22 protein-coding genes are annotated in these 23523 nt (G+C 42.5%); 9 read left to right on the top strand and 13 right to left on the bottom strand.

Features of this window, described 5'->3' with window-relative positions; all coding sequences use genetic code 11:
* Nucleotides 1-5: 5 nt before the first annotated feature.
* Genes R2Q85_RS08650 through R2Q85_RS08640 form a run of 3 tightly spaced genes read left to right on the top strand, consistent with a single transcriptional unit; the run spans nt 6 to nt 5937 of the window.
* The gene (locus R2Q85_RS08650) at nt 6-2765 is read left to right on the top strand and encodes a sugar-binding domain-containing protein (RefSeq protein WP_316811363.1); all 2760 of its coding nucleotides are present in this window, start codon (nt 6-8) and stop codon (nt 2763-2765) included.
* Nucleotides 2765-3967 (top strand): glycoside hydrolase family 88 protein, encoded by a 1203-nt coding sequence (locus R2Q85_RS08645; RefSeq protein ID WP_410478868.1) that lies wholly within the window; start codon nt 2765-2767, stop codon nt 3965-3967. The genes R2Q85_RS08650 and R2Q85_RS08645 overlap by 1 nt, the downstream gene beginning before the upstream one ends.
* A gap of 2 nt (nt 3968-3969) precedes the next feature.
* Nucleotides 3970-5937 (top strand): polysaccharide lyase family 8 super-sandwich domain-containing protein, encoded by a 1968-nt coding sequence (locus R2Q85_RS08640; protein WP_316811361.1) that lies wholly within the window; start codon nt 3970-3972, stop codon nt 5935-5937.
* On the opposite strand, the gene R2Q85_RS08635 is transcribed toward R2Q85_RS08640, so the two are convergent.
* Both R2Q85_RS08635 and dxs read right to left on the bottom strand, forming a co-directional pair.
* Nucleotides 5934-6494: a 5' nucleotidase, NT5C type gene (locus tag R2Q85_RS08635; RefSeq protein WP_316811360.1), complete on the bottom strand. Its 561-nt coding sequence runs from the start codon at nt 6492-6494 to the stop codon at nt 5934-5936. The genes R2Q85_RS08640 and R2Q85_RS08635 overlap by 4 nt on opposite strands.
* A 2-nt stretch (nt 6495-6496) precedes the next feature.
* A complete protein-coding gene (dxs, locus tag R2Q85_RS08630; RefSeq protein ID WP_316811359.1) occupies nt 6497-8425 on the bottom strand; it encodes a 1-deoxy-D-xylulose-5-phosphate synthase in 1929 nt (642 codons plus the stop codon).
* A 93-nt stretch (nt 8426-8518) separates the two neighbouring features.
* On the opposite strand from dxs, the gene glyA reads away from it, so the two are divergent.
* Both glyA and R2Q85_RS08620 read left to right on the top strand, forming a co-directional pair.
* Entirely contained in the window at nt 8519-9790 is a 1272-nt protein-coding gene (glyA, locus tag R2Q85_RS08625) for a serine hydroxymethyltransferase (protein ID WP_316811358.1), read from the top strand.
* 19 nt (nt 9791-9809) lie between these two features.
* Nucleotides 9810-12011, top strand: a complete 2202-nt coding sequence (locus R2Q85_RS08620) for an ATP-binding protein (protein WP_316811357.1) — start codon at nt 9810-9812, stop codon at nt 12009-12011.
* A 341-nt stretch (nt 12012-12352) separates the two neighbouring features.
* Here R2Q85_RS08620 and R2Q85_RS08615 read toward each other — a convergent pair whose 3' ends face one another.
* The 8 genes from R2Q85_RS08615 to R2Q85_RS08580 form a co-directional block, all read right to left on the bottom strand.
* Nucleotides 12353-13051: a ComF family protein gene (locus tag R2Q85_RS08615; RefSeq protein ID WP_316811356.1), complete on the bottom strand. Its 699-nt coding sequence runs from the start codon at nt 13049-13051 to the stop codon at nt 12353-12355.
* Between the two features lie 48 nt (nt 13052-13099).
* Entirely contained in the window at nt 13100-14146 is a 1047-nt protein-coding gene (rlmN, locus tag R2Q85_RS08610; RefSeq protein ID WP_316811355.1) for a 23S rRNA (adenine(2503)-C(2))-methyltransferase RlmN, read from the bottom strand.
* A gap of 32 nt (nt 14147-14178) precedes the next feature.
* Nucleotides 14179-15219: a 23S rRNA pseudouridine(2604) synthase RluF gene (gene rluF / locus R2Q85_RS08605; protein ID WP_316811354.1), complete on the bottom strand. Its 1041-nt coding sequence runs from the start codon at nt 15217-15219 to the stop codon at nt 14179-14181.
* Nucleotides 15220-15290: 71 nt separating this feature from the next.
* Entirely contained in the window at nt 15291-15791 is a 501-nt protein-coding gene (locus R2Q85_RS08600; RefSeq protein WP_316811353.1) for a DinB family protein, read from the bottom strand.
* A gap of 82 nt (nt 15792-15873) precedes the next feature.
* A complete protein-coding gene (locus R2Q85_RS08595) occupies nt 15874-17277 on the bottom strand; it encodes an arylsulfatase (protein ID WP_316811352.1) in 1404 nt (467 codons plus the stop codon).
* Nucleotides 17278-17300: 23 nt separating this feature from the next.
* On the bottom strand, nt 17301-17570 hold the full coding sequence (locus R2Q85_RS08590) for a Txe/YoeB family addiction module toxin (protein ID WP_316811351.1): 270 nt from the start codon (nt 17568-17570) through the stop codon (nt 17301-17303).
* Entirely contained in the window at nt 17561-17851 is a 291-nt protein-coding gene (locus R2Q85_RS08585) for a DUF2683 family protein (RefSeq protein WP_316811350.1), read from the bottom strand. Before R2Q85_RS08585 ends, R2Q85_RS08590 begins: the two co-directional genes overlap by 10 nt.
* Nucleotides 17852-17989: 138 nt before the next feature.
* A complete protein-coding gene (locus tag R2Q85_RS08580) occupies nt 17990-18319 on the bottom strand; it encodes a peptidoglycan-binding protein (RefSeq protein ID WP_316811349.1) in 330 nt (109 codons plus the stop codon).
* 546 nt (nt 18320-18865) lie between these two features.
* On the opposite strand from R2Q85_RS08580, the gene R2Q85_RS08575 reads away from it, so the two are divergent.
* The gene (locus R2Q85_RS08575) at nt 18866-19330 is read left to right on the top strand and encodes a JAB domain-containing protein (protein ID WP_316811348.1); all 465 of its coding nucleotides are present in this window, start codon (nt 18866-18868) and stop codon (nt 19328-19330) included.
* 195 nt (nt 19331-19525) lie between these two features.
* On the opposite strand, the gene R2Q85_RS08570 is transcribed toward R2Q85_RS08575, so the two are convergent.
* Genes R2Q85_RS08570 through R2Q85_RS08560 form a run of 3 tightly spaced genes read right to left on the bottom strand, consistent with a single transcriptional unit; the run spans nt 19526 to nt 20735 of the window.
* The gene (locus R2Q85_RS08570; RefSeq protein WP_316811347.1) at nt 19526-20101 is read right to left on the bottom strand and encodes a hypothetical protein; all 576 of its coding nucleotides are present in this window, start codon (nt 20099-20101) and stop codon (nt 19526-19528) included.
* The gene (locus tag R2Q85_RS08565; RefSeq protein ID WP_316811346.1) at nt 20088-20501 is read right to left on the bottom strand and encodes a hypothetical protein; all 414 of its coding nucleotides are present in this window, start codon (nt 20499-20501) and stop codon (nt 20088-20090) included. Before R2Q85_RS08565 ends, R2Q85_RS08570 begins: the two co-directional genes overlap by 14 nt.
* A gap of 54 nt (nt 20502-20555) precedes the next feature.
* Nucleotides 20556-20735: a hypothetical protein gene (locus tag R2Q85_RS08560; RefSeq protein WP_316811345.1), complete on the bottom strand. Its 180-nt coding sequence runs from the start codon at nt 20733-20735 to the stop codon at nt 20556-20558.
* Between the two features lie 122 nt (nt 20736-20857).
* Between R2Q85_RS08560 and R2Q85_RS08555 the strand changes: the two genes are divergently transcribed.
* From R2Q85_RS08555 to R2Q85_RS08545, 3 genes are all read left to right on the top strand, one after another.
* Nucleotides 20858-21679 carry a hypothetical protein gene (locus R2Q85_RS08555; protein ID WP_316811344.1) on the top strand — a complete coding sequence of 274 codons (822 nt, stop codon included), beginning with the start codon at nt 20858-20860 and terminating at the stop codon, nt 21677-21679.
* Between the two features lie 502 nt (nt 21680-22181).
* Nucleotides 22182-22736, top strand: a complete 555-nt coding sequence (locus tag R2Q85_RS08550; protein ID WP_316811489.1) for a DUF6266 family protein — start codon at nt 22182-22184, stop codon at nt 22734-22736.
* A gap of 160 nt (nt 22737-22896) precedes the next feature.
* Nucleotides 22897-23448, top strand: coding sequence for a dihydrofolate reductase family protein (locus tag R2Q85_RS08545; protein WP_316811343.1), 552 nt, complete (start codon nt 22897-22899; stop codon nt 23446-23448).
* The last annotated feature ends 75 nt before the right edge of the window (nt 23449-23523 follow it).

The raw sequence follows: 23523 nt of genomic DNA, 5'->3' as shown, positions 1-23523 counted from the left end.
TAACGATGAAATTTTTAAGGATATTATTGATCAGCTGTTTGTGTTTTGTAGCAGGCAGTGCCCAGGCCCGGCAACACCTTTCACTTGCCGGAACATGGCAGGTTAAACTGGACTCCGCAAATGTTGGGATACAGCAAAAATGGTACAATCAGCAGTTTTCCGAACGCATCCAGCTGCCTGGTACTTTAGATGACGCGGGCATGGGCAAGGCAAATGATCTTTCGGCAGATAAACTGGTTAAAGATGTATTGATCAACCTGATCAGAAAACATACTTATATCGGTGCAGCCTGGTATGCCAGGGAGATTACAATTCCTCAAAACTGGAAGGATAAAGACATTAGCTTATACCTGGAACGGGTGATCTGGAACACCAGGGTGTGGATAGACGGACAGGAAGTTGGCTCCCGGGAAAGTCTGAGTGTTCCGCACCAGTTTGACCTGACCGCCCTGTCAAAACCAGGAAAACATCGCCTGGTTATCCGTATCGACAATACCAAACAGTATGATGTAACCCACCTCAATATGGCCCATGCTTATACGGATGGTACACAGATCATCTGGAATGGAGTAATCGGTAGATTAGAACTGAGGGCTGCTGCGCAATTGAATATCGCTGCATTGCAAACTTATCCCCAGCTCAAAGACAAATCAGTTAAGGTAATAGCTACGCTGCATAACAAGCTGAAACAAAGTAAAAAAGGAATACTGCAACTGCAGGTCATCGGAAAAAATAAACAGATAGTTGCCAGCCGCAGCATTCTGGTTAATCTTGCTGCTGGTAGTACTAAACAGGAAATCGGAATTCCCCTGGGTAAAGACGCCCAGCTTTGGGATGAGTTTAATCCCAACCTTTACGTGCTTAAAGCACAATTAGCCATTACAGGAACAGCAATTAAAGATGTAGCTGCTACAAGCTTTGGCCTGCGCGAAATTACCAACGAAGGTAGTGCCATGCAGGTTAACGGACGCAGGGTGTTTTTAAGAGGTACACTCGAATGCAATATTTTTCCGCTAACCGGGCATCCGCCTATGGATAAAAAGGGCTGGCTTAAAGTGTTTACGGCAGCGAAGGAATATGGCTTAAACCACCTTCGTTTTCATTCCTGGTGCCCGCCGAAAGCTGCATTTGAAGTGGCCGATTCTATGGGTTTTTACTTGCAGATAGAATTGCCTTTATGGAGCCTTAAAGTGGGAGAAGATCAAAATACCAATCGTTTTATTGAAGAAGAAGCGCAGAGGATCAGCCTGGAATATGGAAATCATCCCTCTTTTTGTTTGTGGTCTTTGGGCAATGAGCTTCAGGGAGATTTCAGCTGGCTGGCGCAATTGCTGCAAAAATTAAAAAGGACAGATAAACGCCACCTTTACACCAGCACTACCTTTACTTTTCAGAAGGACCATGGCCGCTGGCCGGAGCCCGGAGATGATTTTTTTATCACGCAATACACCAAAAAAGGCTGGGTGCGCGGGCAGGGTATATTCAATACCTATGCGCCAAACTTCTCTACCGATTATACAAAAGCCATCGATAGTCTGCCTGTACCTTCCATTACCCACGAGATCGGGCAATATTCAGTATACCCGAACTTGAAAGAGGTACCTAAATATACAGGGGTACTGGAACCTGTAAATTTTAAGGCGATCAGCAAAGACCTGCAAAGAAAAAACATGCTGCAGCTGGCAGATCAGTTTACACTGGCCAGCGGTAAATTCTCGGCTAACCTTTACAAAGAAGAGATTGAAAGGGCCTTGAAAACCAAAGGTCTGAGTGGCTTTCAGTTGCTGGATCTGCACGACTTTCCTGGACAGGGGACAGCCCTGGTGGGTATATTGGATGCTTTTTGGGACAGTAAAGGTTTAATCACCCCTGCAGAACACCGCATGTATACAGCAGCGGTTGTGCCCTTAATCCGGTTTTCAAAAGCGGCTTATACCAATGCCGAAATTTTTGAAGCAGATGCAGAAGTGGCTAATTTCAGCAATAAGGCATTGCAACAAGTTATACCGGTATGGACTGTTAAAAACGATAAAGGAGAGACGCTGTTCAGTGGAACACTTCCGGTAAAAGATATCCCGCTGGGCAATGGAATTGGCCTTGGTAAAATTAACTTTAGTTTAAAAGACATTAAAAAAGCCACACACCTGGTAGTAGAGCTGCAGCTTAAGGGCACAGCCAGCAAAAATAAATGGAGCATCTGGGTATACCCTGAGCAGTCTGCTGCGGCACCGAAAGAAGTAGTGTTTACCACCTCCTTAGCGGAGGCACTTAAAAACCTGGATGAAGGTAAAAAAGTACTGCTTAACCCAGATACGGCACATCTTAAAGGAGTGCAGGGACGGTTCGCTCCTGTGTTCTGGAGCCCGGTCCACTTTCCTAACCAGCCTGGTACTATGGGCCTGCTTTGCGATCCTTCACATCCGGCCCTGAAAGATTTCCCTACCGAATTTTACAGCAACTGGCAGTGGTGGGACCTCATTACCTCTTCTAAAACCATGATCATAGATGGCATTCCAGCTACGGACCCGATCGTCCGGATCATTGATAACTTTTACAAGAACCGGAAAATGGCCAACGTGATAGAAGCTAAAGCGGGAAAAGGTCAGCTGATGATCTGTTCAATGGATATCACCACCAACCTGGAAAAAAGACCAGCCGCCAGGCAGTTAAAATACAGCCTGGAGCAATATATGATCAGTAATAAATTTAATCCGGCGGTAGTGTTAACCACTGGCGATCTGGAGCAATTGATAAAAAACCAATGATGCGTTACACGATAAAAACAAATTGCTGCGTACTGTTGTTCATCGCTTTATCTGGGCTGGCAGCAAATGCGCAGCAACGACTAAAACCAAAAAATGGTTTATTAAAAACGGTCAAAAAGAGTCTGGAAGAATCTGCTGTGCAGTATCATTTTTTAATGAAAAAACTACCTGCCGACCGTTTTCCTGTTACTTATTACAGCAAGGAAAACAAAATGATCAGCAGTGGTTCTGAACCCTGGGTAGGTGGTTTTTACCCAGGAGGCCTGCTCTATTTATATGAAAGCACTAAAGATACCTTACTCTATAACGAAGCCATAAGGAAATTGAAATCCCTGGAAAAAGAGCAGTATAACAAAACTACACATGATCTGGGTTTCATGATGTATTGTTCCTTTGGCAATGCCCGAAGGCTGATGCCAAAAAAGGAATATGATCAGATCATCATCAACAGCGCCAAATCACTTTCAAGCCGGTATAACGATAAGGTTGGGGCGATCCGCTCCTGGGATTCTGATGCCGCACGTTTTATGGTTATTATAGACAATATGGTAAACCTGGAACTGCTATTTGCAGCTACCCGGTTAACTGGAGATTCCAGCTATTACCACATTGCAGTAAAACATGCAAACACAACCATGAAACATCACTATCGCCCCGATTACTGTTCGCATCACCTGGTGATCTATAGCCCTCAAACAGGGACAGTTTCTAAAAAACAAACGGTTCAGGGGGCTGCCGATACTTCTGCCTGGTCAAGAGGACAGGCTTGGGGCTTGTATGGTTATACCGTCATGTACCGGGAAACAAGAGATAAAAAATACCTGGATATGGCCAACCATATTGCACAGTTTATTCTTAAACATCCCAATTTGCCAAAAGACAAGATCCCTTACTGGGATTTCAATGCCCCTGGTATACCCAATGCATCAAGAGATGCATCGGCAGGGGCTGTGATCTGTTCTGCATTGCTTGAACTGGCCGGATATGCGGCACCAAAAATGTCCAAAGCCTATTTTAGTGCGGCAGAAACCATGCTCAGCGCCTTGTCTTCTCCTGCTTACCGCGCCATAAAAGGCGAAAACGGAGGGTTTATTTTAAAACATGGCGTTGGCAATTATCCCAGAAATGCAGATATAGATGTGCCCTTGATCTATGCGGATTATTACTACATCGAAGCCTTGTTAAGATACCAGAAATTATAGCCATGCAGAAAAAGATTTTCCTTGTTTTTATCGGTTTTTTGTTCATTAGCCAGACCGGGAATGCACAGGCTGATACCATATTGAGCCGTTACAAACAATATTTGCTCGGTACCCTGAAACCGGAAGCTGATGTTAAGCATTTAATAGCCGCTATGGATGCAAACGGACAATGGCCTGATATCAATTATGCAGATACAGAAAAGGCAAACTGGAAAAACCTGATCCATTTAAAAAGGTTACGTGACCTGGCCCTGGCCTGGGCAAAACGGAGTTCTTCCGGGTCTCAGGACCCCCAGGTATGGAAAACTTTCAGCTCAGGATTAAATCACTGGCTGGATAAACGGTATAAAAATTCCAACTGGTGGCACAATGAAATTGGTGTTCCGCAGTATATGAGGGATATCATTATCCTGGTGAAGGATAACCTGACGGCCGGACAACTTAAACCTGCACTGGAGGTGATGGCACAACACCGGGTACAGGAAAATTGGGTAGGAGCAAACCTCACCTGGAGTGCCGATCTGGGTTTTCATTATGGTGCCCTTACCGGGAACACTAAAATGATGGAGCTTTGCCGCAACCTGATCGTTAAGGAGATCAGAATTTCAACTGAGGAAGGTGTACAGCCTGACTTCAGCTTTCATCAGCATGGACCGCGCCTGCAGATGTACCAATATGGCGCGGCTTTTTTAAAGGATAACATCCGGCTGGCCTGGGAACTTCGGGGCACAACTATGGCTTTTCCGGAAGAAAAGGTCAATATCCTGATCAATTTTGCTTTAAAGGGATGGCAGTGGATGGCAAGGGGCATAAACACGGTTCCTGGCACGATGGACAGATCCGCAAGCAGGGTAAATGCACTTACCAATGCTGCTCTTCTGGATCTTGTTCCCTATTTCATTACCCTCAGTCCAAAAAACAAAGCCGCTTTCCTTCATTTGGGTGAAATACAGGAAGGCAAAGGAGCCCTTACGGGCTACCGTTATTACCCTTATTCTGATTTTGCTGCCTTTCATCAAAAAGATTTCAGCTTTTTCCTGAAAACAATTTCCTCCCGTACCCTGGCCACGGAATCCATCAATAGCGAAAATCTGAAGGGGGGCTTGCTCAATAGCGGTGATGCTTATCTGATCAGGGATGGTCATGAATATTTCAACTTAATGCCGGTATGGAACTGGGCCAATCTGCCCGGAGTTACCGCATTCAGCGGCGCAGATAAGGTCAATAGAAAAGCCTTCGCCGGCAGCGTGAGCGATGGAAAAACAGGAATGACGGCGATGGACTACCAATTGGAGAGCAAAGACAAAAGCAAATCCATTACAGCCAGGAAATTTTGGGCATCAGCGGGTAAACAGGTGGTTTGCCTGATTGGCGGCCTGCAGGGTTCGGGAATAACAGCAGCATACACCACCCTGGATCAATGCAGGTGGCGGGGAGCTGAAAGTATTAATGATTCCTGGATCTACCATGCCGGATTTGCCTATATCCCTATAGAGCAGGCAAAGATCAACCTTCATTTAACAACGGCTACCGGTTCCTGGAAGGCAATCAATGCGTCCGAAACTGATGCCCCGGTTACAGAAAAAATTTTTATGCCCGTAATGGAACACACGGAGCTTAAAAATGGCAAGGCCGGGTATGTATTGGCCGCTTGTAAAAATCCGAAAGATGCTGCAAAAATGGCTGCAAATCCAGATTGGAAGGTGCTGCGGAACGATAAAGGTATTCAAGCCGTTTTATTTAATGAGGGAAGCTTAATGGCGGCCTTTTATCAGCCAGGAGAACTTCAACTTCCAGATCAACAGCGCAAGATCAGTGTTGATCAGCCTTGCCTGGTTTTGATCAGTAAACAAAAGATCTGGTTAAGCAACCCGGCCAACAGTGTGCTTAAAGTAAACCTGAGCGTAAACGGGCAGCATAAAGCTGTCGGACTACCAGGTGACGGCAGTTCCATTGAGCTTGTATTTTAAGCCAGTTCCTGCGTTTCTGCTTCGCTGTATTTTTGCGCCTTCATCAGTGCCAATACTTCTTTCCAGTTGTTTACCCGGATGTGATGCGTATGATTGGTATTGTGCCCGGCGGTAAACATAATGGGCTTGCCTGTACAATGATCCAGGTTTTTGCAATGATCATCAATCAGGTAATCTGTTTTTATCAAACTCTTGTCTCCACAGAAAATAATGTTTTTCCAGCTGATGAAAGGAAAATGCTCGGCAAGCCATTCTCTTTTCTCAAATAATGATAAAGGGAATTCCATTGCAGCGGAAACGATGTAAATCTCATAATCTTCAGCAAGTTCCTTCACTGCTGCTACAGCACCTTCCATCACTGGTAAAGTGCGAAAAAAGCCAGGTGTATTTACAAATTTCCATACGGCTTCTTTATCCGGAAAAGCCTCAGACTCTTTTACGCCAAGAAAAATGTCTGCCCCGAGTTTTAGCCCGTATTCTTGTTCATACCAGGTTAACAAATGGGATTCAATGTCCGCTAAAACGCCGTCCATATCTATACCAATAGATTTTTTCATCTTTAAGAAGCCATTGTTTTAGTGGTTCTGCCTACTGCAATTTTTTTTATTGTGCTGATGATCGAATGGGTATCATAGCCACAAAGTGCCCATAGTTCAGCCTGTTCCCCATGTTCAATAAATTCATCAGGAATGCCCAATCTGATCACCTGTGCGGTATATTTGTGGTCGGCCATAAATTCCAGTACAGCAGATCCCATCCCCCCCTGTAAGCAACCATCTTCAACTGTAATTACAGTTTTGTAGCGTTTAAACACATCATGTAATAGGGTTTCATCCAGGGGTTTAACAAAGCGCAAGTCATAATGTGCAGGATGTATGCCTTCGCTGTTCAGTTCTTTGCAGGCTTCTACAGCAAAATTTCCTACATGGCCGATGGTTAATATGGCCAGATCCTCCCCATCAGATATTTTTCGTCCCTTGCCAATTTCCAGCACTTTGAATGGTCTTTTCCAGTCTGGCATCACTCCATTTCCCCGGGGGTAACGGATAGAAAAAGGACCGGCATTTTCCTGTTGTGCGGTAAACATCAGGTTACGCAATTCTTCTTCATTCATGGGAGCTGCAACAGTCATGTTAGGAATGCAGCGCATATAGGCAATGTCGTAGGCTCCATGATGGGTGGCACCATCGGCACCTGCCAGGCCAGCCCTGTCTAAACAAAATACCACATTTAATTTTTGTATGGCTACGTCATGGATCACCTGGTCGTAAGCCCGCTGCATAAAGCTGGAGTAGATGTTACAAAACGGAACCAGACCCTGAGTAGCCAGGCCGGCCGAAAACGTAACGGCATGCTGTTCCGCAATACCCACATCAAAAGCCCGGTTCGGCATCGCCTTCATCATAATGTTCATAGAAGATCCTGAAGGCATGGCCGGAGTAATCCCCACGATTTTTTTATTGGCTTCTGCAAGTTCCACTAAGGTATGTCCAAAAACATCCTGATATTTTGGGGCCTGCGGCTTATCTGAAACGGATTTCTTGATCTCGCCGGTAATCTTGTCAAATAAACCTGGTGCATGCCATTTGGTCTGGTCTTTTTCAGCCAGGGCAAAGCCCTTGCCTTTCAAGGTAACGCAGTGTAAAAGCTTAGGTCCCGGAATGTCTTTTAAATCCCTGATCACCTGCGCCAAACGTTGTACATCATGTCCGTCAACCGGGCCGAAATACCTGAAATTCAGCGCTTCAAACATATTGCTTTGTTTCAGCAGCGTGCCCTTAATGCTTTTCTCTATTTTCTTTACAAACTTATGCGCATTTGGCCCCAGTTCAGAAAGTTTGAACAGTACCTGCGAGATGTCCTCGCGAAAACGGTTATAAGATTTGGAAGTGGTAATGTTTGTTAAGTATTCTTTCAAAGCACCTACATTCGGATCTATGGACATGCAGTTGTCATTCAAAATCACCAGCAGGTTCGAATTCTCAATGCCCGCATGGTTTAAGCCTTCAAAAGCAAGGCCCGCAGTCATTGCCCCATCTCCGATTACAGCCACGTGCTGGCGGTCTGTTTCTCCTTTATAATGTGAAGCTACCGCCATACCCAAAGCCGCCGAAATGGAAGTAGAAGAATGGCCTACACCAAAAGTATCGTATTCACTTTCGCTGATTTTTGGAAAGCCGCTGATGCCGTTGAAAATGCGGTTGGTATGGAAAACGGATTTTCTTCCGGTCAGTATTTTATGTCCATAGGCCTGGTGGCCAACATCCCAGACCAGTTTGTCATAAGGTGTATTTAAGACATAGTGCAAAGCCACCGTTAGTTCCACAACACCCAGACTGGCTGCAAAATGTCCGCCATTTACACTAACCACATCAATGATGTATTGACGCAGTTCCTGAGCGATTTGTTCCAGATCTTGTTCTTTATACTGCTTTAAATCAGCAGGATAATTTATGTTGGGTAAAAACGGGCCGTTAATATCTTCCATGCAGGCTTTATAGAATAGAAAGTACAAAGTAAGCTATTTTGTTATCAAACTAAGAAGGAAAATCGTTAATTTTACAAAATAATAATTCGATAAATGACTAGAGATACTTTAATTTTTGATTTGATTGACAGGGAATTGGACCGTCAGGAAAATGGTCTTGAACTGATTGCATCTGAAAACTTTGTAAGCAAACAGGTAATGGAAGCCGCAGGTTCTTGTTTAACTAATAAATATGCTGAAGGCCTGCCAGGTAAAAGATATTATGGTGGATGCCAGGTGGTTGATGAAGTAGAGACCATTGCAATTGAACGTGCTAAAAAGCTTTTTGGTGCAGCCTGGGTAAACGTACAACCCCATTCAGGTGCGCAGGCAAATGCTGCCGTAATGCTGGCAGTGATTCAGCCAGGTGATAAGATCCTTGGCTTTGACCTTTCGCATGGCGGACACCTGACACATGGTTCACCAGTTAACTTTTCAGGAAAATTGTATCACCCGTTATTTTACGGTGTAAAAAAAGAAGATGGCAGAATAGACTATGCCAAACTGGAAGAAGTAGCTTTGGCTGAGCGCCCTAAGCTGATCATTGTTGGTGCCTCAGCTTATTCAAGAGAATGGGATTATGCATTCGTCCGTAGTGTAGCTGATAAAATTGGCGCATTGCTGATGGCTGATATTTCTCATCCGGCAGGCTTAATCGCCCGTGGCTTATTGCAAAACCCGCTTCCACATTGTCATATCGTAACCACAACCACCCATAAAACTTTGCGTGGCCCACGTGGTGGTATGATCATGATGGGTAAAGACTTTGAAAATCCATTCGGATTGAAAACCCCTAAAGGTGAACCCCGTATGATGTCTTCAGTTTTAGACATGGCAGTTTTCCCTGGAACACAAGGGGGGCCTTTAGAGCATATTATCGCAGCTAAAGCCATCGCTTTTGGCGAAGCTTTGAGTGACGAATACTTAGTTTACGTTAAACAGGTGCAGGCAAATGCACAAGCCATGGCCAAAGCTTTTGTTGCCAAAGGTTATGGCATCATTTCAGGTGGTACAGATAACCATTTGATGCTGATCGACCTGCGTAATAAAAATATAACCGGTAAACTTGCTGAAAGTGCATTGGAAAAAGCAGAAATCACGGTAAATAAGAACATGGTTCCATTTGACGATAAATCACCATTTGTAACTTCAGGAATCCGGGTAGGTACTGCTGCCATTACCACAAGAGGTTTTAAAGAATCTGAAATGGAGCAAATCGTTGACCTGATTGATCAGGTGCTGACCAATGCCGAGGATGAAGACAACCTGAAGCAGGTAAAAGAAAAAGTAATCAGTTTAGTAAGCCGTTTCCCATTGTATAAATAACGGTTGGATCAAAACCTAAATGTTATCAGAAAACCAGGATTCATCAACTAATGAACGTGAGCGCATCAATGCGTTGCAGCGGCATAGGATATTAGATAAACCAAAGGAGTATCAATTTGATCATATCGCCAAACTTGCATCGATTTTATGTGGCGTACCTATTGCAATCATTGCATTAGTTGATGAAGAAAAGGTCTGGTTCAAATCCGCTACAGGTGAGTTTCGTGTATTCGATACCCGACCACCTGGCCTTAGCATTGCGCAAAAGGAGGGCCTCGAAATTCTGGCTGATGAGATCATTAGCCAGATTTCCTTAAAAAAGAAAAGTGAAGAACTTGCTGCCAATAACCTTCGTTACGAAGAATTACTAAATATCTCCGCAGTTTCGCCGGAAATCCACTGTATTCTCGATTATACCGGTAATGTCCTGTTCATAAATGATGCAGTTACGAAAATTCTTGAATACACAGTTGAGGAGGCCATCGGCTTAAATATCTGGAACTTTTGTCATAGAGAAGATTTAGACCGCATCGTCAAAATTATTGAAGCCGGGCTGAAGAAGAAAATCAAGGAGTTTGTCATTGATTTTAGAATTGTCAGTAAAACAGGAGTTGTCCGCTGGCTGGGCTGGAGCATGGTTGCTAAAAAAGGCCGATGGTACGCTTACGGAAGGGACATTACTGAAAATAAGAAAGTAGAGCATGAACTCATGAAACTCTCTTTCGTTGCCAGTAAGGTGAACAACGCCATTGTCATCAACGATGCCAACAACCATGTTACCTGGGTAAATGAAGCTTTTGAAAAGATCACAGGCTTTAATCTGGATGACCTTAAGGGCCGGAGACTTGGCGATCTCATTGCTGGTCCTGAAACCGACATGGCACTCATGGAAAGGGCAAGGGCACAAACCAAAATGAACCAGTCTTTCACTGTTGATTTGCTTGCCTACCGCAAAGACAGGCAGCCGATCTGGCTATCTATTTACAACACAGTAGTTTTTAATGAAAAAGGGAATGTAGAGATCGAGGTAGAGATCATCATTGACATTACAGATAAAAAGAGAGTGGAACGTGAAATGTTGGAGGCCAAAGAGCAGGCGCTGCAATTGAGTGAAGCCAAGGAAATGTTTCTTTCTGTCATGAGTCATGAGATCAGAACTCCGCTCAATGCGGTGATTGGCATGACCCATCTGTTGATGGAAAATGATCCCCGGGCCTCTCAGATCGAAGACCTCAATATCCTCAAGTTTTCAGGCGAAAATCTCTTGAATATCATCAACGATATCCTTGACTTCACTAAAATGGAAACAGGGAACTTGCAGCTTGAAGCCCTTCCCTTTAATATGAGGGGGCTTACCAACGACATCATCACTTCTTTATACATTGGAGCGGCAGAGAAAGGCAATGTACTCGAACTTTCGTACGATGACCGGATCCCAGGCAATCTCTCTGGCGATAAAACAAGGCTTTACCAGGTGCTGATGAACTTATTGGGTAATGCCATTAAGTTCACCGATCAGGGTAAAATAACACTGCAGGTTAAACTGACCGCAGAAGATGCGGAAAGGGCTACCATTCATTTTGAGATCATTGATAATGGAATTGGCATACCTGAAGATAAGCTTTCTTATATTTTTGAGACCTTTACGCAGGCAAAAACTGATATTTCAAGAAAATACGGTGGAACCGGCCTTGGCCTGGCCATAACTAAAAAACTGCTGGAGCTGTACAATTCAGCGATCGAAGTAAAAAGCAAGGAAGGGGAGGGTACCACTTTCTCGTTCACGCTCGGTTTTAACAAAGCAGCAGCCGGAGCAGCCGAAGTTAAAGCGATTGCGGCGCCACTTTCATTTACAGGTAAAAAGATATTGATAGTAGATGATAACGAGGTTAATTTATTAATTGCCAGAAGGGTTTTGGGTAAATTCGACCTGGAAATGGACTTTGCCCTTAGTGGCGAAGAAGCCCTTGAAATGGTGCAAAAGAATGTATATGACCTGTTATTTATGGATATTAAAATGCCGGGTATGGATGGTTTTGAAACCACACGCTGTATCAGAAAACTGGATGGAAGTTATTTCGGAACTGTGCCCATCATTGCTTTAACCGCATCTACTTTAAATAACGAACATGCCAGGTTCAGGGAATCGGGTATGAACGGACATATCCTAAAACCTTTCAAACCTGAAGAGATCAGAGACATGTTGTCTGCCTATTTATAACCTTGAAAATTTGCTGATTAAAGCGCAGAAAATCATGAAATCTTCCTAAAAGATAAAGGGCCGATAATTCATGTGAATGAAAATATCGACCCTTAAATTAACGCTCTCACCACAAAGATGATAATTATTTTTGGATTGCCAAAAATATCTGCGATTATTTATGTCAAATTATTGTTTTTTTTAGAAATCATCCTTTAAAGCATTTTAGAGCGAGATACAGCAGTTTGTAAAAAGTAAAGGGCCGATATCTCTTAATAGAAAATATCGACCCTTACCATCTAAATTAACGCTCTCAACTATATAAACGTTTAGTTTCTAAAAATGTTTTGTCCATCTTGTTTTTATTCTGCAAAAGCAACTGTTGCTATGCTCAACTTTGTGGGGTTACAAGCCAGCAATTCCATCCCGCAGGCTTCCAGGGTGGCGCCGGTGGTCATCACATCATCTACCAGCAATACATGTTTGTTTTTAAAAATGAAGGCATCCGTTATAGAAAATACAGTTTGCATATTTTCAAAGCGCTGATAGCGGCCTTTTCTGGTCTGGCTTTTGGTTGCTTTCAGCCTTACAAGGCATGCTGTGCTTACCGGAGCATGCAATACCTGCGCAATTCCATCTGCGATGTATTTACTTTGATTGTAGCCCCTTAGCCGTTCTTTGCTTTTGTGCAGCGGCACCGGCACAATTAAATCCACTCCTGTATAAAATGGACTTACCTGCAGCTTTTCTGCAATCATATTGCCCAATTTTATACCCAAATCCCTGCGGCCCTTATATTTCAAGTGATGAATCAGCTGCTGCACCCTTGCCCCTTTTTTAAAATAAAGCAAGGACATCACCGCATTGCAAGGCAAACGGGCCCAAAGCTGTTTTGCCGCTTTGTTGTCCGGGTATAAATGGTCATCTGTATAAGGAAGTCTAAACATGCAGGCGCTGCAGATCAGGGATTCTCCACGATACAGGTCAGTACCGCAGCCACAACAGAGCCGGGGAAACAAAAGGCTCAGCAAATCGCTTAAAATATATTTTAATGACATCATAAGCCAATCTCTGTAGATTTAACTTAGAACGGTGGGAAATGGCTGGATTTAACTTTCTTTAACGGCAAGCTGTCCGCAGGCAGCATCAATGTCTTTGCCACGGCTGCGCCTGATATTGGTGGTAATGCCCTGGCTTTTCAGGTAATTTGAAAAGGCATCGATCTTGTCGCCCTCTGCGTTGATAAAATCGGCAAATTGTATAGGATTGTATTCAATCAGGTTAACCTTGCAGGGCACATGTTTACAAAATCTGGCCAGCTCCATTGCATCCTCGATTTCGTCATTAAAATGATTAAATACAATGTATTCGTAAGTTACCGGATTCTTTGTTTTGGCAAAATAATACTTTAAGGACTCGGCAAGCGCTTTCAACGAATTGTGCTCATTGATCGGCATGATCTCGTTGCGCTTTTTATCATTGGCAGCATGTAAGGATAGAGCCAGGTTAAATTTTACCCCATCGTCACCGAGTTTTTTGATCATTTTTGAAATCCCGGCAGTAGAAACCGTAATGCGCTTATATGACATATTCAGGCCATCCGGAGCAGTAATGCGTTCAATAGACTTTAATACATTGGCATAATTCAACAGGGGCTCGCCCATGCCCATATAAACAATATTTGTAAGGGGCGCATTGTAGTTTTGCTTTGCCTGCTGGTCTATCAGTACCACCTGATCATAAATTTCATCTGCATTCAGATTACGTTTGCGGTCCATATAGCCCGTTGCACAAAACTTACAGGTTAAACTGCAGCCCACCTGCGAACTTACACAAGCCGTCATGCGGTCATCCATCGGAATCAGCACGCCTTCTACAATATTGCCGTCATATAACCGGAAAGCATTTTTAATGGTATGGTCGGTACTGATCTGTGATTTGTTTACCTCCACCACATTAATGGCATATTGTGTGTCAAGCTTGTTCCTAAGGTCTTTAGAAAGATTGCTCATTTCCGCAAAACTGCGGGCCGATTTTTCCCAAAGCCACTGGTAAACCTGTTTTGCCCTGTAGGCCGGTTCCTGCATGGCAGTAAAGTGCTGTTGCAGCTGAGGAAGTTCTAATGAACGGATGTCTATTTTATGTGTAGCAGGCATTTCGCTGCAAAGATACCTAAAAAATATCTATACTATCGCTTCGGGCTTCTCGTTTTAGCCCCCGGGGCACCAGAACGGCCCTTTGCAGGTCTTACAGGTCTTTTACTTGGGCCTCCGCTTTTGTTCCAGTCGCCCGGAGCGCCCGCTGCCTTAAATGAGGAACCCGCTGGTTTAGGGCCAGATTTACCCTTGCCTCCTGCAGGCCGGTCTTCCCGTCTAACGGACGCGCCAGTTTTGCTTTTAGCCTTGCCAGGTCTGGCTGATGATCTCCGGGGTGTTATATTTTCAGAAAAATCCTCTTCTTTTTGTGTCTTAGGCTTTTTGCTCACCCTTTTTGGGGTAACATCAGCTGCCGCACTGGATTTGGCCACCATGTTAAATATCTCTGTCATCTCTTCCGGGGTAAGCTCGCGCCATTCTCCCAAAGGGATGCCTTTCAACTGGATATTCATGATCCGTACGCGTTCCAGCTTGGTCACTTCATAGCCAAAATGCTCGCACATCCTCCTGATCTGCCGGTTAAGACCCTGTATCAAAGTGATCCTGAACAGCATCGGACCTTCTTTAACCACTTTACATTTTTTGGTCATTACGCCTAATACAGGAACGCCTTTGGCCATGCCGGTAATGAACTGCTCCGTAAGCGGTTTATTTACCGTTACCAGGTATTCCTTTTCGTGGTTATTGCCTGCCCGGAGGATCTTATTCACCAGGTCGCCGTTATTGGTCAGGAATATCAGGCCCTGCGAGTCTTTATCCAGACGGCCAATAGGGAATACCCTTTCGCTATGGTTCACATGGTCAACGATATTTCCTTTTACGCCGGCTTCAGTGGTACTGGTAATGCCAACAGGCTTGTTATACGCAATTAAAACAGAGTTTTCCACCTCTTTAGGATCTATCGTCTGGCCATTAACGGTTACGATATCCCCAAAAAATACCTTGTCGCCCACCTTGGCCTTTTTGCCGTTGATGTATACATTTCCCTGTTCTATATACCTGTCGGCTGCTCTTCTGGAGCATAAACCGCTTTCACTAATGTATTTATTTAATCGGATGGTCGAATCAGACATGGGTATGGATATAAATTGAAATTATTTACAAAGAAATCAATTTATACCCATAAAAAATCAAAATATGTATTTTAAAAATCTGTTTCGTCTGCACTCGGTCCAAAACTTCCCGGTATAGGAATATCTAGTAACCTTAAAAACACACCCAGTTGCGCGCGGTGATGTACCACCTGGTTCAGGCTCATCCGGATCACATCTGCTTTAGGTTCTACACTATAAACCTGCTGTCCGTTTCTTAGTGTCCAGTCCTGGTCCAGTATGTCTTCGTTTTTATCCAGCAGGTGGCTACGGCCATCCTGCAGCGATTTTTCAAAATAAGCCAGCAGCTCGTCTGTATTTTTTACATCTGCCTGTTCATACGGATTATCTGCAAAATCAAGTTCATCAGTAGTTAAGGCCATCGAAATCCATGAGGGTAGTTCGGCAATGTGTGTGGCCAGTCTTTTAACGGTCATGCTTTTTGGATGTGGCTGCCAGTCAAATTTATCAGCCGGTACTCTTTCCAGCATTTTACGGGTAGTTACTGCTGCATCGTCCAATTCTTTCAAAAACATTTTAATCCTGTTCATCATGTTGCTTTTTAAATGGTTTAACATTAACAACACAAAGAAAGGAGTACACACTGACAACCCTATGGCAGTCTGTTTTTCTATTTTAAATTTTATTTGAAATTAAAGGGAAATCCTTGTTTTCTACATGCTCACGCTGTATGATCGCTGCCATTTTTTTGACTACATCCGGGTGTTTTGCTGCAAGGTTGTTGCGCTCTTTCGGATCTGCAATGAGGTCATATAAAAAGATCGGGGCATTTGCATCCTGTTTTACCTTTTCCCTGATGGCTTTCCATTTGCCCGCTCTTACTGCCTGTCTGCCACCCTGTTCATGAAATTCCCAGTATAAAAAATCATGTTGTTTTTGTGTGCCTTTATTCAACAGTAAAGGAAGGATAGAGATCCCGTCTGTTTTTACAGGCAAAGGTTTACCAATTGCTGCGGCAAAGCTGGGCATAAAGTCCCAGAAAGCTCCGATATGGTCAGAAACTGCCGGTTTAATCTTCCCTGGCCAGCAGGCAATCATCGGCTCCCGGATGCCGCCTTCGGTGAGCTGCCTTTTCGTGCCTTTAAAACCGCCGTTGCTGTTAAAAAAGTCGGGCTCATTGCCCCCCTCAGTATGAGGGCCGTTATCGCTGGTGAAAATGATCAGGGTTTGCTTTTCCAGTCCAAGTGCTTTTAATTGTTTTACCACTTCACCCACATACTTGTCCAGTTTGCTTACCATTGCTGCATAGGCCGAATGAGGGTAGGGTTGTGGCTGATAGTCAATGCCGTCCCAGGTATCCTTTACAACTTTAGGCTGCTCTTTAAATTTCTTTTTATAATATTCAAATGCCTGATCGTTTTCAGGCAGCTGCAATGCGGCATGCGGCAGGGTATAAGCCAGGTACATAAAGAAAGGATTGGATTGATTCGCTTTCATAAAAGCCATGGCCTGTTTCTGGATCAGCTCGGGGGCATATTGAGTTTGCCGGCTTAAGGTATTGCTCAGTTCAACCCGTTTTTCGTTATCCCATAGATGGTCAGGGAAAAAGTTATGCGATTGACGTTGGCAGTTATAGCCGTAAAACTGATCTACACCTTGCTTTACCGGATCGCCTTCGGAGCCTGGAAAACCCATGCCCCATTTGCCAAAAGCGCCGGTTTTATAACCCGCAGCTTTAAATAGTTCGGGCATAGTATATGTGGCATCCGGTAATGGCAGCTGTCCTTCCGGCTTAATTTCGTAATTGCCTCTTATTGGGGTATGGCCGGTATGCAGGCCAGTCATTAAGGATGCTCTTGAGGGTGCGCATACCGACGTGCCGGCATAAAACTGTGTAAAACGGATCCCGTTTGCCGCCAGCTTGTCTATGTTAGGGGTTTCTATGAGTTGCTGCCCGTAACAGCCCAGGTCACCGTAGCCCATGTCATCTGCTAAAATGAAAATTACATTGGGTTTTTGTTGCGCGCTCAAGTGTAGCGTTGTTAAGATCAGCAGGCTGGTAAAAAGGTATATTCTCATTTTTTTATTTAATAATACCTGACTTAGTAGTGACCTTTTAGGGATAAAATATCAAGAATGATGATTTCATTTTTTTCATTAATTCTATAAACCAGACGATGTTCCTTGTTTATTCTGCGAGACCATCTCCCTGATAGTTCATGCTTTAATTGTTCAGGTTTACCAATCCCTTCATAAGGATTTTCTTGAATAGCGAAAATAAGTTCCTGGATTTTCTTCAATACAGGCTTGTTACCAGATTTTTTCCAATATCTTAGATCTTCCAAAGCCTCTGGAGTATAAATTACTTCCACAAATCTTCGGTCGCTATTTTTACGCCTTTACCGTTTCTTATATCTTCTTCGCCTTGAAGAATCTTCTTAACAAACTCAGGGTCGTAAGGACTTTTTTCTTCAACTTTGAAATCAATCTTCAACGCTTTCATAAAAGCCTTAATAGCAGCCAGCTGCTCTTTGGTTTTCGGTTGTACAATTAGCGTTTCCATATTACGAAAATAGCAAATATTTTGCCAATACTCGGTATCGCTAACTTTGCGATCTATACTTTCTTTTAAGACTAACTCTGCTACTGCCATTATCATTAAGTGTTGATACAACAAAGATAATTAAAAAGCCATAATTAACCAAAAAGAAATATATTGTATTTAATGTCAATATTTTGGGTGCGTTACTCTTTTAAAGTGCCAAAGGCAAAATCTGCCGATGGCACTTGGCTATAGCCAATCCGCATAGCAATAAATGGTCCGCTTATGCCGGATTTTCCTGAACACCCCGTCGCCCTCTCTTGAGCCGGCTAAATTGGTGTTCCCCTCCAGGCCGACAATAAAGTCTCCCTGAATGCGCTCCGTTATCCCACAATGCGCAATTCGTTTTAAACTAGCAAAGTACAGCCCGTAAACTATGCCAGGCCTTGGCGCTGCAACCAATCTAGATGCCGGAAAAAGGGCAGGAGACCAGGCGGTTCGGGGCTGTTTATACCCAGCCTGCCCAAAAACCCAGCTCAGCCAGGCCGAGCACCAGGCCGCAGGCGCTTTGATACCCACGTAATCAAGATATCCCGCAACAGCGATACCACAATTTTCACAATTTGTTTCCCTAACTGGGTATTCCGGGGAAAATGGCCGCGGATTCCGCATTTAAACTGACACCCTATTCCGCTCCAAAGTGACGCCCGATTCCGGGGCAAAGTGGCCGTTTTGATAGCCAGAGCCACGTTTTTACCATCATCTTTCTTGAAAATCAGTTTGCGATTTTAGGTGTTTTTAAGCCCTTAGGCTCGCCGATACAACCTGAGCTGAGCTCTGTATCCGGAGGCAGATTTGGGATAGCTTAAATCGTCTTATTTGAGGTCGTCAGGTTGGAGCCCAGCAAAAAGCATCTTGAGCGCCTGGTCCCGGTTCTAAAACGTGCCCTGGATAAAGGTGAAGGAAATTTGATGGGTTAAGAGAAGGTAGTTCGGCAGGTTGAAGGGAATTGTTTATATTAGTTAAAGAGGAAGTAACTTTTTATACCACCCCGGCAACCGATTTATCGGCCACTTTGCCCCGGAATGAGGGGGTCACTTTCCCCGGAATACGCACTCAAAGCACATGTACAACGTAACCGTATTTCCAATAGTACAATTAAACGAACCCCGCAACATTTATTTCCGGAACAACCCATCAAATAAAAAGTATATACCGGGCAATAGCCACCATACTTATCGGATAATTAAAGAATCTATCGGCCATCAAAAAGCAGAAGGTTGTTGGATATTGTTATTTGACAATGCTAGCATGCTAAAGCATAAGCAAAAGCTAGGTTCTACTACTACCGGGTTTGGTGATCCTATAAATGTACTGCAGCTGTCTTTACAACACCAGTGTCTATCAATGGTATTGGTAAGCCATTCTTTAGCACCCTACACCGCCAGCAGAACAGACCTGATCTATAACCTAAATTTGATAGCAGCTGCCAATAACATCAGCATTTGTTTGCTCGATCATCTCGTAACTTACCCGGAAGGGTATTACAGTTACAGGGATAACGGGTTGTTAACGTATATGGATAATTAATAAAAAAGAAAGCGGGAACAAACCATGATGGTTGTCCCCGCTTAAATTAACGCTCTCGATGTAAACTTACATGAATTTATATACTTTCAAAAATAAATCTGATGTTTATTTTGATGACCTGTATATTGTATATAAATTCAATTCTAAAAATGGATTCTCCTGCTGTTGTGTTGTAGCTAGCAATGGCTCATACTTTCAACAGTTATCTATTATGCATTGAATTTTCTTATGACAATTTTGCCATATAACCGTATTCCAGCCTTCATTTATCAACTGATTTCTATAGTTATCTAATGTCTTTTTTAAAGCGACAAGAAACAAATTGGCATTTATTCTTAGCGTCTTTTTGTCAAAAAGTGGGTCAACGTATTTTCTCGAAATTGTCCAACCATTTTTTGTTTCACCTTGATGGAGAATCCCACATCTGACATTGGTATAAAATAATTCACCCATGCCAATAAACGCACCAAATAGCGGTTCATTATCAAAGAAGTCTCTAAATACCTCTAACCCCTTTCCTCGCAAGGTCGTGTCTTTTAGACCTAACCTGAAACATTGGTATGTTTCTATTAGTAAGCAGCAATTTGCCATTATCGAAAAGCCATTTTTGAATTCTCCCGGAACATTCTCCATTGGGGTTATATAACGCTCGGTCAGCCTTTGATATATGAAGTCTGCAATTGCCTGTTTAGACTGCACTTTGAAAAGGGCTTCATAGTCGTTGATAGATACGTTGCTGGAAAGTTTTGTCTCCTTTCTATCCTTTATCATAGATTTTTTTTATACAGGAAAATTTACGTCCCGCAATTTCGAAGCATGCATAAAGATCTCCTTGATTACTATTTATTGGAAAACTATTTTCATCCTTAAATAACAAGCTCTTAGTAGCATGAGGACCAATTTGGATATTAATTGCCAGATCATAATCAAAAGTTATATAATTACGTTTCCTTATCTTCAAGGTTGATTTCGCCCAAAACAACGTAATATTTTTTATATGGATCGGAGTTTTTGACAAATTAACGATCATTAAATCCTTATTCTCCATTGGTCCATATATATCCAGCCAGGCTTCTAAACGAAACCTATCTCTCCACATTTCCCACAGCTTTATCATTAAGAGAAAAGTCGAAAGCACTGCCGCATAAATGGCTACATCATCCCTGGTCATAGTTCAGTATTCTTGTTATCTAAAGGTACGACTTACATTCGACCATATGATGAGCTAAGAATTTTCAGGCTTATATAGTTCCGATTTGAAATCCATTTCTACATATTCTTTGAAATCGGTAGCCGCCATTTTATCGAAAAGTTCCAGGTATTCGTTTCTGATATCTTCATTCAGCGCTGGATTTTCAGCCACTAGCTTGCGATATTCCGTCGGATCATCAAGTGCTCCTAGCATCCCAATCCAATACTGCTGCCGCACCAAATAAAATTACATTTCTTTTTTTATTCATAGTTAAAGACATTACATCAGATTGAATTAACTTTCCTTTTATATAAGTTAAAATGTATTTTTAAGCGATGGAACCTGCTCTATTCAATATAATACTTGGTGGTCTAGCACTAGTAATTTTAATCCTACCATTTACTGGAAAGTTTCATGATGGAAGGCGAAAATGGTTTAAAGGTTTCACAACGATAGGATGGATTGTATTCACAGCATTTTTACTAACAATTCTCGTTACCTATTTAAAAGATCTACAATCGGTCAAAGAGGATAAGTTGAGATTAGAAGCTGCAAAAAAAGACTTAGAAGTGAGAGATTCGATTAGTAGAGATCGGGAAGAAAAAAACAACCTTGAAGTTATAACCGCTTTAGCGAAGTATAATTTAGATTATGACAGCAAACAAAAAGCGATAATAAAACTAATCAGAGATTCGGCAAAACAAGTATTCAATGTAAAAAGTGATATTCAACCAGTATTAGATATTGCTGATATAATTCTTGACAGTACTGCTTACCCAAACTATTATATAAAAATAGCTTTAAGATGTACAAAGGCGTCCGCCTATAATATCTCGATAAAAATGTATGTGATCAGTGAAACTAAAAATGGATTGTATTTTTTTTCCAGCATCAATTCAAATTATCTAATAAAAAATACCGATTTACAAGTCGAAAAGATCAGAACAACACCTCCGATTAAATTCTCAGAAACTGATAAAAGCATTAAAAGGTTTCATTTCCTATATGTAGGCAGCTATCAAAATCTAGAGGGGAAAAAAATACCATTTAATGAACTACTTAATTATAGTTTTGAAAGGCGAAGGATGGGGTTTCTCCCAGAACCATACAATTCCAAAATATTAGAAGCTTTTCTTAAAAATGGTGTTAAATTCTAATGAATAACCTATCCTCTCAATTAAAAGTATAAACTTCCATCCGATGTCATACCTATCATAACATTATTACAATAAATATCATAGAAGTTTAGCAATCTCTAAGCGATTCCACCGATTTACATAGATCAGACAAGAGTGATAACAGAGACTATAAAAATATAAGGCAGTGAAACGTTTAACCAGAAAGCATTGCAAAAAATATCAAATGGATAGCTGAAGTGTCTCTGTAATGGAGCTCCCGTCAATTTTGAATATGTATTGGGTATCCATTGGATAAGGGTTGGTTAACCCTTGCTATACCCTTAGGCTTAATCAATGCATGCGCAATACTTGCTTAGGATATGCCCGGCATACCAAACAAATCCACAACGCCCGGGGTTATTGATGTTTAATAACTAACAAGCATCATAAAAAACTATGGCAACATCAAACGGAGCATTCGGAGAACTTAAAGGCAAGCTAGGCAACCTGGTAAGCTATAACCTGAAAGGCAAAAACAGTAATCCGGCACATCGGTAAATCCAATAAAAAACCAACCGCAGCACAACTGGCTACAAGGCAAAAAATGGCCGCGGTAATTAAATTCCTGCGTCCGGCACTGCCATTTGTAAATGTAGGTTTTGAGCTGGAAGTGCTGGGAACCGATAAAAATCCGCACAATGCGGCGGTATCCTACAATGTTAAAAATGCCATGCAGGGTAGTTATCCAGATATAAGCCTGAATTACAGCAAGGTTCTGCTCAGTAAAGGATCTCTGGAGCCTGCAATCGATCCTGGAGCCACACTTACAGGCACACTACTGGAACTTACCTGGCAGGTTGCCGCAGATATGGACTGGGGCATTAAAAACGACCGGGCTATGCTGTTCATTTACTGCCCTGAACTGGATAAAGCGGTTTATGTATGGAGCGGTTCCAGACGAAGTACCGGTAAAGATGAAATAGAACTGCCTTTAAATTATGTTGACAAAGAGTTGCAGGTTTATATTGCTTTTAAAGCGGATAACGGGAAAAGTATGAGTAATAGTGTGTGGGTGGGATTGGTTGCGTTTAATTGAAGGTTTGGGAGCGAAAACGTCGTTTTATAGAGAGAGATTAGTAAATTTATTTCGTAGATCCTGTTTTCAGGTTAAAGAACACCCGCATATTGCCGCGATTGCCCCTCATTTTTGTACCTCGCCTTCTTTAAATTTGGGTGATAAATAAACAAAGAGTACAATGAGAAAAGTTATTGCAGCTATCAATATGACACTTGACGGGTCCTGCGACCATACGGCAGGAATCCCAGATGAAGAGGTACATCAACATTACACAGATCTGTTAAATAACGCAGACACCATTTTATATGGAAGGATAACCTATCAGCTGATGGAATATTGGCGAACTGTCTTAGAAAATCCTTCCGATAAAAAATCAATGAATGACTTTGCTGTTGCTATAGACAAAATTCCAAAAATTGTCTTTTCTCATACCCTCAAAGATGTAGATTGGGACAGCACAAGATTGTCAGATAAAGCTATTGAAGAAGAAGTTTTAAAACTCAAACAACAATCGGGTAAAGACATTTTAGTTGGCAGCCGGAGTTTAATTATACAGCTAATGAAACTTAATTTGCTTGATGAATTGCAGCTTTGTATTTACCCTGTGATAGCTGGATCAGTTTTACCGCTATTTGAAAACATAAAAGACAGGACCCTTCTTAAACTTATAAAGACAAAAACTTTTAGCGGTGGTGCTGTAATGCTTTACTACGAGCCAGGCCCTGGTTGATGCTTTACACAAAGGTAGGCTATAACCCCATTCATCTACTGCCCTGAAATGGATTGGATAAGGTGGTTGGTGTGG

Source organism: Pedobacter heparinus (assembly GCF_032678725.1).
Classification (GTDB): Bacteria; Bacteroidota; Bacteroidia; order Sphingobacteriales; family Sphingobacteriaceae; genus Pedobacter; species Pedobacter heparinus_A.
The sequence above is the reverse complement of the archived record's forward strand: the minus strand, read 5'-3'. Positions and strand labels throughout refer to the sequence as shown.